Source organism: Stenotrophomonas sp. PS02297 (assembly GCF_029959705.1).
Taxonomy (GTDB): domain Bacteria; phylum Pseudomonadota; class Gammaproteobacteria; order Xanthomonadales; family Xanthomonadaceae; genus Stenotrophomonas; species Stenotrophomonas nitritireducens.
On record NZ_JASCOS010000105.1, the window covers coordinates 1 to 12155 of the forward strand.

Annotated in this window: 11 protein-coding genes and 1 tRNA gene; 4 read left to right on the top strand and 8 right to left on the bottom strand. The window is 72.3% G+C overall.

All coding sequences use genetic code 11. From position 1 onward, the window contains the following. From QMX80_RS15525 to QMX80_RS15550, 6 genes are all read right to left on the bottom strand, one after another. A partial coding sequence (locus tag QMX80_RS15525) for a hypothetical protein (RefSeq protein WP_282278000.1) occupies positions 1-212 on the bottom strand: 212 nt, incomplete at its 3' end. 117 nt (positions 213-329) lie between these two features. Beyond that, the gene (locus QMX80_RS15530) at positions 330-3572 is read right to left on the bottom strand and encodes an error-prone DNA polymerase (protein ID WP_282278001.1); all 3243 of its coding nucleotides are present in this window, start codon (positions 3570-3572) and stop codon (positions 330-332) included. Continuing rightward, on the bottom strand, positions 3569-4990 hold the full coding sequence (locus QMX80_RS15535) for a DNA polymerase Y family protein (RefSeq protein WP_282278002.1): 1422 nt from the start codon (positions 4988-4990) through the stop codon (positions 3569-3571). Before QMX80_RS15535 ends, QMX80_RS15530 begins: the two co-directional genes overlap by 4 nt. 9 nt (positions 4991-4999) lie before the next feature. Next, complete coding sequence (imuA, locus tag QMX80_RS15540; protein ID WP_282278004.1) at positions 5000-5623, bottom strand: translesion DNA synthesis-associated protein ImuA; 624 nt, start codon at positions 5621-5623, stop codon at positions 5000-5002. Next, a complete protein-coding gene (gene lexA, locus QMX80_RS15545) occupies positions 5624-6229 on the bottom strand; it encodes a transcriptional repressor LexA (protein ID WP_282278006.1) in 606 nt (201 codons plus the stop codon). It lies immediately after the preceding gene. Between the two features lie 260 nt (positions 6230-6489). After that, a tRNA-Arg gene (locus tag QMX80_RS15550) sits at positions 6490-6566 on the bottom strand. A gap of 136 nt (positions 6567-6702) precedes the next feature. Here QMX80_RS15550 and ubiA point away from each other — a divergent pair. Continuing rightward, positions 6703-7596, top strand: a complete 894-nt coding sequence (gene ubiA / locus QMX80_RS15555; protein WP_055772993.1) for a 4-hydroxybenzoate octaprenyltransferase — start codon at positions 6703-6705, stop codon at positions 7594-7596. Between the two features lie 55 nt (positions 7597-7651). On the opposite strand, the gene QMX80_RS15560 is transcribed toward ubiA, so the two are convergent. After that, positions 7652-8227 (bottom strand): DUF308 domain-containing protein, encoded by a 576-nt coding sequence (locus QMX80_RS15560; protein WP_282278009.1) that lies wholly within the window; start codon positions 8225-8227, stop codon positions 7652-7654. A gap of 77 nt (positions 8228-8304) precedes the next feature. Then, on the bottom strand, positions 8305-9033 hold the full coding sequence (locus QMX80_RS15565; RefSeq protein WP_282278011.1) for a ComF family protein: 729 nt from the start codon (positions 9031-9033) through the stop codon (positions 8305-8307). A 49-nt stretch (positions 9034-9082) separates the two neighbouring features. Here QMX80_RS15565 and bioB point away from each other — a divergent pair, with 49 nt between their 5' ends. From bioB to bioH, 3 genes are all read left to right on the top strand, one after another. Further along, complete coding sequence (gene bioB / locus QMX80_RS15570) at positions 9083-10111, top strand: biotin synthase BioB (RefSeq protein WP_282278012.1); 1029 nt, start codon at positions 9083-9085, stop codon at positions 10109-10111. 147 nt (positions 10112-10258) lie between these two features. Continuing rightward, the gene (bioF, locus tag QMX80_RS15575) at positions 10259-11470 is read left to right on the top strand and encodes an 8-amino-7-oxononanoate synthase (protein WP_282278014.1); all 1212 of its coding nucleotides are present in this window, start codon (positions 10259-10261) and stop codon (positions 11468-11470) included. Between the two features lie 16 nt (positions 11471-11486). Then, positions 11487-12155, top strand: a 669-nt coding sequence (gene bioH / locus QMX80_RS15580) for a pimeloyl-ACP methyl ester esterase BioH (RefSeq protein ID WP_282278017.1), incomplete at its 3' end; no start/stop codon positions are given.

The window sequence follows — 12155 nt, forward strand, 5'->3', positions numbered from 1 at the left end:
GGCGGCGGGGGGCCCGCCGCGAGCGACCGCAGGGGCCCCGCCCCACCCGGCCGGGGGGGGCGCGGCGCGCCGACACGTTGCCAGCCCAGCTGCAGGGCGGGCAGGCGCAACTGGCACTGGCCGAAGGCGAGAAGCGGCAGGTGCGGCCGGATCCCGGGCCCGCCACGTACCGCGCCGATGCCGACGGCGGCCGCCAAGCGTGCGGTGTTCAACGTCACTCCGCACAGGGACCGGGCAAGCATGCAGCGCCTGGCCGTCAGCGCTGCCGGGCGCTGCGAAGGCGGCGCATCGCCTGCGTCGCCCCGTCGCGGCACTGGCCGTGCGCCGCGCTAGTGGAAATCCCGCGAGCGGGTCTGCAGGTCGCCCAGCAAGTGGCTGAGGTCGTGCAGGTCGCGGGCGATCAGGTGCTGCACGCCGTCCACCTGTTCCCAGCGCCCGCGCACCGCCATCAGCCGCGCGCCCAGCAGCACCTTGCGCCGGCGCGCGGCCAGGTCCTGCCACACCACCACGTTGAGCGGGCCGTGTTCGTCCTCGAGGGTGACGAACACCGTGCCCTTGGCCGTGCCCGGGCGTTGCCGCTGCACGACGATGCCGGCCACGTGCGCGCCGCGACCGTGCGGCAGCTGCCGGACCTGGGCGATGTCGAGCACGCGCTCGCGCCGCAGCCGCGCGCGCAGCAGCGACAGCGGGTGTTCGCCGAGGGTGAGGCCGAGCGTGCGGTAGTCGGCCAGCGCGTCCTCCCCGGTCGAGGGCGCCGGCAGCACGACGGCGTCCTCGTCGGGACTGCCGGGCAGCAGCGGCCGCTGGCGCTCGATGCCGGCCACTTCCCAGCGCGCGGCGTGACGGTGCCCGGCCAGTGCCTGCAGCGCGCCGGCCTCGGCCAGCGCGCGCCGCACCCGGTCGTCGAGGTTGGCGCGCAGGCACAGGTCGCGCACGTCGGCGAACGGACGCCGGGCGCGTGCGGCGACGATGGCCGACGCCGCGGCTTCCGACAGCCCGGCCACCTGGCGCAGGCCCAGGCGGAGGGCCGCCTGTCCTGCGTCGTCGTCCTTGCCGCGGCGCATCCGCCCGCCTTCCAGGGTGTTGTCCCATCCGCTGCAGGTCACGTCCACCGGCCGCACCTCCACGCCGCGGCGTCCACCGCGACCATCGCGGCGCGCGTCCTGCACGATCTCGCTGGGCGAATAGAAGCCCATCGGCTGCGCGTTGAGCAGGGCGCAGGCGAAGGCCGCCGGCTCGTGGCGCTTGAGCCAGCTGCTGATGTAGACCAGCTTGGCGAACGAGGCGGCATGGCTCTGCGGAAACCCGTAGGAACCGAAACCCTTGATCTGCTCGAAGATCTGGTCGATGAATTCGTCGGAATAATCATTGCCCCGCATCCGCTCTCGGATGCGGACGCGATGCGGTTCCATGTCGCCGCCCCGGCCCCAGGCCGCCATCGAGCGACGCAGGACATCGGCCTCGCTGGGGGTGTAATCGGCGGCGATGATGACCAGCTCCATCACCTGTTCCTGGAACAGCGGAATGCCGCAGGTGCGCCCGAGGATTTCCTTCAGCGCCTCCGGACAGGTCGCCTCCTCCTTGCCCTGCCGCCGCCGCAGGTAGGGATGCACCATGCCGCCCTGGATCGGCCCCGGTCGCACGATCGCCACCTCGATCACCAGGTCGTAGAAACAGCGGGGCTTGAGCCGCGGCAGCATGCTCATCTGCGCGCGCGATTCGATCTGGAACACGCCCACGGTGTCGGCGGCCTCGATCATGTCGTAGGTGTCGGAGTCGACGGCAGGCGCTGCCAGATCGATACGGTAGCCGCGGTGGCGCTCCACCAGCGCCAGCGCCTTGCGGATGCAGGTCAGCATGCCCAGCGCCAGGCAGTCGACCTTGAGCAGCTTCATCGTCTCCAGGTCGTCCTTGTCCCACTGGATGATGGTGCGCCCGTCCATCGCCGCGTTCTCCACCGGCACCACGCTGGACAGCGGCGCATCGCTGATCACGAAGCCACCCACGTGCTGGGACAGGTGGCGCGGATGGCCGCACAGCTGCGCGGTGACCGCCATCAACCGCCGGATCAGCGGATTGTCCGGATCGAAGCCGGTCTCGCGCAGCCGCTGCGCCATCGGCACTTCGCCATTGCCCCAACCCTGGCATCCGGCCAGCAGCGCGATCTGGTCCGGCGGCAGGCCGAAGGCGCGGGCCACGTCGCGCACCGCGCTCTTGCCGCGGTAGCGGATCACCGTGGCCGCCAGCGCGGCGCGGTGGCGGCCGTATTTTCCGTAGACGTACTGCAGCACTTCCTCGCGCCGCTCGTGCTCGAAGTCCACGTCGATGTCCGGCGGCTCGTCGCGCTCGCGCGACAGGAAACGCGCCATCAGCAGCCGGCTTTCGGCCGGATTCACCACGGTGATGCCCAGCGCGAAGCACACCGCCGAGTTGGCCGAGGAACCGCGGCCCTGGCACAGGATGCCGCGCTCTTTGGCGAAACGCACGATGTCCTGCACGGTCAGGAAGAAGGCCTCGTACTGCTTGTAGGCGATCAGCTCCAGCTCGTCCTCGATCTGCCGGGCGACATCGGGCGGCGTTCCCTCCGGCCAGCGTTCGCGCATGCCGCGTCCGGTCAACTCGCGCAGCCAGCTGGTGGGCGTATGCCCGGCGGGCACCAGCTCGGTGGGGTACCGGTACTGCAGCTGGCTCATGTCGAAGCTGCAGCGGCGCGCCAGCCGCACCGCGTTGTCCAGCAGCGCGGGCGGATGGATGTTGCCCAGTGCGCGGCGGGTGCGCAGGTGGCGCTCGCCGTTGCGGAACAGGTGCGCGCCGCAGTCGGCCAGCGGCAGGTTGTGGCGGATGGCGGTCATCGTGTCCTGCAGCATGCGGCGGCGGCGCACGTCCATGTGCACGTCGCCGCTGGCCAGCGGCGTCATCCGCAAGGCCCCGGCCAGTGCCAGCAGCCGCTGCAGCCGCGCGTCGTCGTCCTGCTCGCGGTGCAGCTCCACCGCCAGGTGCGCATGCGCGCCGAACCACGCCTGCAGCCAGCGGCCCTGCTCCTCCTGCGGCTCCGCACCCGGCAGCCACAGCGCGAACAGGCCAGAGGCCTCCGGATCGATGCCTTCCAGCACCGCTTCCACATCGGAACGCCCGAGCAGGTAATCGCCCTTGCCGGCAGCGCGGCGGCCGCGGGTGATCAGTTCGCACAGCCGTGCATAGCCGGCGGCGGTTTCCACCAGCAACACGCAGCGCAGCCCACACGCCAGGGCGAATTCGCTGCCGACCACCAGCTTCACGCCGCTGGCGCGCGCCGCTTCCCAGGCGCGCACGATGCCGGCCAGCGAACACTCGTCGGTGATCGCCAGCGCTTCGTAGCCGCAGTCGCGCGCGCGCGCGAACAGCTCCTCGGCGCTGGTCGCGCCGCGCAGGAAGGAGAAGTCGGACAGGCAGTGCAGTTCGGCGTAGGCCGGCAGGTTTTCCTCGCCGGGCGCGCCGTCGTTGGCGGCTTCGCGGCCCAGCCGCTGCGCCACTTCCCAGGCGCGCGGCGCGCGGGTGCCGGCATGCGAGTCGCGCGCTTCGCGTCGGCTCACGCGAACCACCCGTGCAGCATCCAGCCGCCCCGCTCGCCCGGCGGTGCGAATGCCCAGGCGCGCTGGCCCTGCGAGGTTTCCAGCACGTAGTAGTCGCGGCGCGCGTCGTCGCCGTCCCACCAGCCGCTTTCCAGCCGCTCCGGGCCGGACACGATGCGCGGGCGCGGATCGCGCAGCGGCACCGGCTGCGGCAACAGCCACGCCGGACGCGGCGGCAGCCCCGGGGCCGCGTCGCCGCCGCGGCCTTCGTCACCCTGCAGCGGCCGCCAGGCGCGTTCCGGGCGCGGATCGGTAGTCGGCGTAATCCGATGCACTGCCGTATCGCCCAGCCGCGCACGCAGCCGCTCGCGCAGCTGCGGCCATGGCTGCTGCTGGCGCGTGCGCGGATCGAACAGGTCGCGCGAGGCGGGCACGAACGGCGGCAGCTCGCGCGCCAGCAGGCGCAGCGCGACCACCGGCTGGCCGATCCGCACCTGCTCCAGGCGGTTGCGCACCAGCTCGAACAGCAGCGCCGGCTCGCGCTCGGCGGCCAGCAGCCCCACCGCCACGTCGCTGTGGCCCTGCTCGTGCTCCAGCCGCAGCACGAAACGCTGCACACCGCCGTCGCGCACCGACAGGTAGGTGCACAGGTCACCGACCAGGCGGCGCAGCGGGAACAGCAGCGCGGTATGGCTCTCGACCTCGTAGCCCAGTTCCAGGCGCGCGTCGAAGTGATCCGGCGGCGCGTAGTACGCCAGCGGGTCGTCGGCCTGGCCGTAGAGGCGGTCCAGGTGTTCCAGCAGCGGCAGGCCGAAGCGGCGGCGCAGGGCGTCGCGCGGCAGCGCGCGCAGCGTGCGCAGGTCGCCGATGCCCATGTGCCGCAGGCGCTCGCCGCCATCCTCCGGCAACCGCGCGCGGCGCACCGGCACGCGGTCCAGCAGGGCCGCCATCGCCGCCGGCTGCGTCACCGCCAGGCCGTCGCGCAGGCCGGCCAGCACCTGCGCGGCGCGCGGGATCGGCGCCAGCCCGATGCGGTGGCTGAAGCCCAGCAGCTCCAGTTCCTCGCGCAGCCGCGCCTCGATGCGCGGCCAGGGCCCGAGCAGGGCGAAGCTGGCGCGCACTTCCAGCACGATGCAGCCGGGCCACTGCGCGCTGACCAGCGAACTGTGCCGGTAGGCCCAGGCGGCGAGGAAACGCTGCCAGCGCTGTTCGGCCTGCGGATCGTGTTCGACCAAGGCCAGCCCGGGCAGCAGTGCGTGCGCGGCGGTCAGGCGCATGCCGGCCTGCACGCCGGCCGCGGCCGCGGCGGCGTTGACCGCCTGCAGGGTGCGCAGCTGCGCCGGGCCGGTGACCAGCGCCAGCGGCGCCTGCGGATCAGGACAACGGCGCAGGACGGCGTCCAGCGCCAGCTGCGGCAACAGTACACAGGCCCAGAGCATGGCCGCGCCTCAGCGCGTGGCCAGGGCGAAGGCGCGCGCCGGCGCCGGACCGCCACGACATTTGCGCACCTGCCAGGCGCTGCCGCCGTGCAGGTCGCGCACCGCCTCCAGGCGCAGCGCGGCCGGCGAGGGATTGGCCGCATGGCGGCGGTCGCGCAGGGCGAAGCCCAGGCACCGGCCGCTGTCGGCCGCCACCTGCAGCCGCCGCAGCGCCTGCGCATCGGCGTGCAGCGGCCAGCCCAGCACCGCGGCGCAGGCGCCGCTGCGCAGGCATTGCTCGAACGCCCACAGCGCATCGCGCGGCGTGGCCTGCACGATCTCCAGCCGTTCCAGCGCCACGCCGGCGGCCTGCCAGGCCGGGGCATAGGGCACATAAGGCGGCGCCACCACCGCCACCGTCGCGCCGGCCTCGCTCAGCCGCGCCAGGGTCGGCAGCAGCAGGGCCAGTTCGCCCACGCCATCGGCCGGCAGCAGCAGTTCGGTCAGCGCATGCCGCGGCCAGCCGCCCTGCGGCAGCAGCGCATCGAGCGCGGCATGGCCGGTGGGCTCGCCCAGCGCCGTGGCCGACGCACGCCCGGCATGCCACAGCGTCTGCGCGGCCAGCAGGCTGTCGAGGGCGACCACCGTGCCCATTCAACCCGGGCGTACCAGCCCGCAGTAAACGCCTTCGATGGCGAAGTCCTGCCCCGGCCGCACCTCGATCGGCGCATGCGCGCGGTTGCGCGGCAGCAGGCGGATGCGCTTTGGCCCGCGCTGCAGGCGCTTGATGGTCAGTTCGCCATCCACGCGCGCCACCACGGTCTGGCCGTCGCGCGCCTCAGGCGTGCGCTGCACCCCGACCAGATCGCCATCGAGGATGCCGTCGTCGATCATCGAATCGCCCTGCACCCGCAGCAGGTAGTCCGGGCGCAGCGCGAACAGCCGCCGGTCCAGCCAGAACTGCTGGTCCAGGCCGACGTCGGCGCCGATCGGCTGGCCCGCGGCCACCCGTCCCAGTACCGGCAGCGGCAGCAGGTCGGCATCGCCGCCGGGCAGGCGCAGGCCACGCTTGCGCCCCGGCACCTGCTCCAGCAGGCCCTCGGCCAGCAGCGCCTGCACATGCTTCTGCGCGGCGTTGCGCGAGGAAAAGCCGAACGCCGCGGCGATCTCGGCCAGGCTGGGCGCGCGCCCGGCCGCCAGCTCCCCGCGCAGGAAGGCGAGGACGGCGGCGCGTTGCGGTGGCAGGTCGGCGGGGATCATGGGTGTACATTTGTACACCCATCGCGTTGCCGGGGCCAGTGGCGGGCGCGAAGTTCCGCCGCCACGGACGACGGCAACAAAAAAGCCGGAATCGCTGCAGGCGCTCCGGCTTTCTTCGTTGGCTTTGTCGATGGTGCAACTGCACTCGAAGGATGAGTGCCGCGCCTGCATGCAGCAACGTGCGCGGCGCCAAGCACCCGGGCGCCATGAGCGGGCGCTGTGAGCGAAGGCGGGAAATCACGCGATACGCCATCCAGAGATGGCGCGCCCGGAGGGATTCGAACCCCCGACCAATGGCTTCGGAAGCCACTACTCTATCCGGCTGAGCTACGGGCGCGTTGTGTGTCGCAGCGGGAGCGCATGGCTCCCTGCCGACCGGCGCTGCCGGGCGGAGGCGCATTCTAACGGCAAATGCATGCGCAGGTCTGCCCCCGCCGCAACGGCGCGCCGGGCACGGCTGGTAACCTGTGCGCATGGGTTACGAACGATACGAACAAGAGCCGGCGCCCACGCCCTCGCGGCTGGCCAGCTACTGGAAACTGATGCGCGCCGACCGCCCGATCGGCACCCTGCTGCTGCTGTGGCCGACGTGGTGGGCGCTGTGGCTGGCCTCCGGAGGGTTGCCGCCGCTGTGGACGCTGTTCGTGTTCACCGCCGGCGTGTGGCTGACCCGCTCGGCCGGCTGCGTGATCAACGACTACGCCGACCGCTGGCTGGACCCGCACGTCAAGCGCACCAAGGATCGCCCGCTGGCCACCGGCGCGGTCTCCGGGCGCCAGGCATTGGCACTGTTCGCCGGGCTGATGCTGGCCGCGTTCGCGCTGGTGCTGACCCTGAACGCATTGACCATCGGCCTGAGCTTCGTCGGCGTGTTCCTGGCCGCCACCTATCCCTACCTCAAGCGCTACACCCACCTGCCGCAGGTCTACCTGGGCATGGCCTTCGGCTGGGGCATCCCGATGGCCTTCGCCGCGGTGCAGGGCGAAGTGCCGCCGCTGGGCTGGGTGCTGTACGCGGCCAACATCCTGTGGTCCACCGCCTACGACACCTGGTACGCGATGGTCGACCGCGACGACGACCTGAAGGTCGGCTCGCATTCCACCGCCATCCTGTTCGGCGACCTGGACCTGGTGATCCAGGGCATCCTCTACGCGCTGTTCTTCGCCGCGATGGCGCTGGTCGGACAACGTGCCGGGCTCGGGACGATGTACTGGGCCGGGCTGGGCGTGGCCGCGGCGATGGTGGCATGGGAATTCTGGCTGTGCCGCCGGCGCGAGCGCGAGGCCTGCTTCCGCGCCTTCCTGCACAACAACTGGGTCGGGGCCGCGCTGTTCGCCGGCATCGTCGCCAGCCAGTACCTGGACTGACACGCAACGGCCCGCCCCATGGCGGGCCGCACGCTTGAACGACCGTGCCGCTGGCTCAGACGGCGGTCCTGCCCAGGCTGCGCAGGCGGAACGCGACCACGACCTGCAGCACGCCATAGACCAGCGCCATCGCACCGATCCACAGCGAGGTGACCATCAGCCCGCCCAGCGGATTGAGCGCGAACATCACGCCCAGCGCCACCGCCAGCAGGCCGCTGAGGATCAGCAGCCATTCGCCGCGGATGTGCCGGCGCACGCGGATGGCGAAGACGATGCGGTAGATGCCGCCCACCACCAGCCACGCTGCCAGGAACAGCAGCAGCACGCTCGCGGTGGCCAGCGGGTTGAGCAGGGCGAGCACGCCGAAGGCGATGGACACCAGCGCGTAGAACACCGCCCAGCCGCGCGATACCGGCGCCGAGCCGCCGATGACTGCGGCCAGCGCCACCACGCCTTCGACGATCGCCATCACGCCCAGCCACATCGCCAGCACCGCCGCGGTGCGCACCGGCGCCATCAGCGCCAGAACGCCGAAGGCCACCGCGAACAGGCCGAACAGCAGCACCACCCACCAGTGGCGGGACAGCGCGCCGAACAACGCGCCGGACGGGAAATTCGGGTTGCCACTCATCTCATCGCTCCTTGCAGTGATCGTAGGGATTGCCGCTACCGACCGAGCATAGGCAGCGGGACGTCATCCCGCCGTGTTCACGGTACCCGCGCGCAGACCCAGGCATCGACCCGCGCCACGCCGGCCCGGCGCAGCGCGCGGGCGGCGGCCTGCAGGGTGGCGCCGGTGGTCATCACGTCGTCGACCAGGGCCACGTGCGCCGGCAGCGTTCCGCGGGCGGCGAAGGCCGCGCGCAGGTTGCGGCGGCGGGCGGCCGCGTCCAGTTCCGACTGCGCCGCGGTGGCGCGGGTACGGCGCAGCCCGGCCAGCATCGGCAGGCGCAGCGCGCGGGCCAGCGGCCGCGCCAGTTCCAGCGCCTGGTCGTAGCCGCGCCGGCGCAGGCGCGACAGGTGCAGCGGCACCGGCACCAGGGCCTGCGGCCGCTCGACGGCCGCCAGCTGCGCGTGCATCAGCTGCGCCAGCAGGCGTCCGGCGGCAAGATCGCCGTGGAACTTGAAGCGGCGCAGCAGCCCATCCATCGGCGCCGCATACAGGAAGGCGGCATGGACTTCCGTCAGCGGCGAGCACCCCGAACGGCAGGCACCGCACAACGCACCGCCCGGCTCGGTGGCCGGCAACGGCAGGGCGCAGCCACGGCAGGCGCTTTCCAGCCACGGCAGGGCGGCGGCGCAGGCCGGGCACAGATCGCGCCCGGGCTGGCCCGGTTCCCCGCATACAAGGCAGACAGGCGGGAACAGCAGGTCGGACAGCCGCCCGCCCACCCTGTAAACCCAACCGGAAAGCGATTTGTTGACAGTGGCGTGCATGCTCACCAGACTGCCCCGCTTCCGTTGCCCGATCTGTCAGGAAACACCCATGTCTGCCGTCATCCGCCACGACTGGAGCCGCGAGGAACTGCTGGCGCTGTTCGACCTGCCCTTCCCCGAACTGCTGTTCCGCGCCGCCAGCGTGCACCGCGAGCATTTCGACCCGGCCCAGGTGCAGGTCTCCACCCTGCTGTCGGTCAAGACCGGCGGCTGCCCGGAAGACTGCGCCTATTGCCCGCAGGCGCAGCGCTACGACACCGGCGTGGACGCGCAGAAACTGATGGACACCGACAGCGTGGTCGCCCGCGCCCGCGCCGCCAAGCAGGCCGGCGCCTCGCGCTTCTGCATGGGCGCGGCGTGGCGCTCGCCCAAGGACCGCGACATCCCCAAGGTGGCGGCGATGATCCGCGAGGTGAAGGCGCTGGGCCTGGAGACCTGCGCCACCCTGGGCATGCTCGAAGGCCACCAGGCCCGCGCGCTCAAGGACGCCGGGCTGGACTACTACAACCACAACCTCGACACCGCGCCGGACTACTACGACTCGATCATCCACACCCGCCAGTACCAGGACCGGCTCGATACGCTCGAACACGTGCGCAACGCCGGCCTGAAGACCTGCTGTGGCGGCATCGTCGGCATGGGCGAGACCCGCGAGCACCGCGCCGGCCTGCTGCTGGCGCTGGCCAACCTGCCGGCGCACCCGGATTCGGTGCCGATCAACCGCCTGGTGCAGGTCGCCGGTACGCCGCTGCACGGCAGCGCCGAACTGGATCCGTTCGAGTTCGTTCGCATGATCGCGGTGGCGCGCATCGCGATGCCGCGCTCGATGGTGCGGCTGTCGGCCGGGCGCGAGAGCATGAGCGACGAACTGCAGGCGCTGTGCTTCGCCGCCGGCGCCAACTCCATCTTCTACGGCGAGAAGCTGCTGACCACCGGCAACCCGGACACGGCGCGCGACCAGGCGCTGTTCGCGCGGCTGGGCATCCGCCCGATGGAAGTGAACGTCGATGCCGACGACCACGACCATCCCGGCACGGTGCACCTGGACATCGCCCCGCAGTGTGGCTGCGCGGCCTGACCGCAGGAGCGCCGCTCGCTGCGCGATGAGGCTTTTCCGGTAGAGCCCCTCGCGCGCCAAGCAGCGTTCCTGCACCAAACCCGCCCCGCAAGCGGTTCCACCGGCAACCGGTTACGCTAGCCGCCCACCCGCCCATGAACTGACGCCATGGCCCGCCCCGACCTCCTTGCCCGCCTGCAGGACCAGCGCAAGCTACGCGAAGCGCAGGGGCGCATCCGCGTCCGCCGCAGCGTCGCCCGCCGCGACGGCGTGCGCCTGGACGTCGGCGGCAAGTGGCTCACCGGCTTCTGCAGCAACGATTACCTGGGCCTGTCGCAGCAGTTCGAAGTGGTCGCCGCGCTGCAGGACGCCGCCGGCCGCGAAGGCGCCGGCAGCACCGCCTCGCACCTGGTCTGCGGCCACCATGTGCTGCACGAGCAACTGGAACGCGAGATGGCCGACTGGCTCGGTTATCCGCGCGCACTGTTGTTCGACAGCGGCTTCATGGCCAACCTCGCCGTGCAGCAGGCGCTGCTGTCCGAGGACAGCGACGTCTGCGTACAGGACCGCCTCAACCACGCCAGCCTGCTCGATGCCACGCGCCTGGCCGGCTGCCGCCTGCGCCGCTATCCCCACCTGGACAGCGAAGGCGCCATGCGCCAGCTGAAGAACGCCGCCGACGGCGCGGCCATGCTCGCCACCGATGGCGTGTTCAGCATGGACGGCGACATCGCTCCGCTGCGCTCGCTGTCGCTGGTGGCGCGCATGCAGGAAGCGCTGTTCTATGTCGACGATGCGCACGGCATCGGCGTGGTCGGCGAACACGGCCGCGGCTGCGTGGCCGACGCCGGGCTGGGCGTGAACGAAGTGCCGCTGCAGCTGGCCACGCTGGGCAAGGCGCTGGGCGGCCATGGCGCGGTGGTGCTGGGCGAGGAAAGCCTGATCCAGCACCTGGCCGAAACCGCGCGCCCCTACATCTACACCACCGCGCTGCCACCGGCGCAGGCCGCCGCCTCGCTGGCGGCGGTGAAGCTGGCGCGCCGCGACCACTGGCGCCGCGAGAAGCTGGTCGAGCTGATCGCTGCTTTCCGCGATGGCGCGCGCCGCAACGGGCTGGAACTGATGCCTTCGGAAACGCCGATCCAGCCCCTGCTGTGCGGCGACGAGGCCACGGTGATGGCGCTGGGCGCCGCGCTGGAGCAGTCCGGCTTCCTGGTCGGCGCGATCCGCCCGCCGACCGTACCCGAAGGCAAGGCGCGGCTGCGCATCACGCTCTCGGCGCTGCACACTATCGAGCAGGTCAAGGCGCTGGTCGATGCCACCGCCCGTGCGCGCGACCTGCTGTCCTACGAGCAGTCGCTGAACACCGTCAGCGCCTGAAGCACATCGTCCACGCATGCATATCGACGTCACCGGCACCGGCCCGGCATTGGTCCTGATCCACGGCTGGGCGCTGCATGGCGGCATCTTCGCGCCGCTGGTGGAGCGCCTGTCGCCACGATTCCAGCTGCACGTGGTGGACCTGCCCGGCCACGGCTTCAGCCGCGACGACACCACCCCGCTGCGCCTGCCTTACCTGGTCAACGCCATCGCCGCCGCCACGCCGCCGGCGGTGTGGTGCGGCTGGTCGCTGGGCGGGCTGGTGGCGCTGCACGCCGCGGCCACGCTGCCGCAGGTGCGCGGGCTGGCGATGCTCGCCGCCACGCCGCGCTTCGTGCGCGATGCCGACTGGCCCGACGCAGTGGACCGCAGCGTGTTCGAGCAGTTCGGCCAGGACCTGGAGCAGGATTACCGCGGCACGCTGGAACGCTTCCTGGCGCTGGACGTTATGGGCTCGCAGCACGCGCGCAGCGAACTGCGCGCCCTGCGCGATGCCCTGGTCGAGCGCGGCGAACCGGCGCCGCGCGCCCTGCACGAAGGCCTCGCCCTGCTCGACCGCAGCGACCTGCGCGGCGCCCTGCCCGGCCTGCGCACGCCCGGCCTGTGGATCGGCGGCCAGCGCGACCGGCTGGTCCCCGCCAAGGCCATGCACAGCGCCGCGGCGCTGGCGCCCGGCGGGCCGCCC

Excerpts from the sequence above, each read along its gene's own strand:
- imuA (WP_282278004.1), bottom strand. The coding sequence starts at position 5,623 with ATGGGCACGGTGGTCGCCCTCGACAGCCTGCTGGCCGCGCAGACGCTG.
- QMX80_RS15565 (WP_282278011.1), bottom strand. The coding sequence starts at position 9,033 with ATGCACGCCACTGTCAACAAATCGCTTTCCGGTTGGGTTTACAGGGTG.
- QMX80_RS15560 (WP_282278009.1), bottom strand. The coding sequence starts at position 8,227 with ATGAGTGGCAACCCGAATTTCCCGTCCGGCGCGTTGTTCGGCGCGCTG.
- bioB (WP_282278012.1), top strand. The coding sequence starts at position 9,083 with ATGTCTGCCGTCATCCGCCACGACTGGAGCCGCGAGGAACTGCTGGCG.
- bioF (WP_282278014.1), top strand. The coding sequence starts at position 10,259 with ATGGCCCGCCCCGACCTCCTTGCCCGCCTGCAGGACCAGCGCAAGCTA.
- QMX80_RS15535 (WP_282278002.1), bottom strand. The coding sequence starts at position 4,990 with ATGCTCTGGGCCTGTGTACTGTTGCCGCAGCTGGCGCTGGACGCCGTC.
- lexA (WP_282278006.1), bottom strand. The coding sequence starts at position 6,229 with ATGATCCCCGCCGACCTGCCACCGCAACGCGCCGCCGTCCTCGCCTTC.
- ubiA (WP_055772993.1), top strand. The coding sequence starts at position 6,703 with ATGGGTTACGAACGATACGAACAAGAGCCGGCGCCCACGCCCTCGCGG.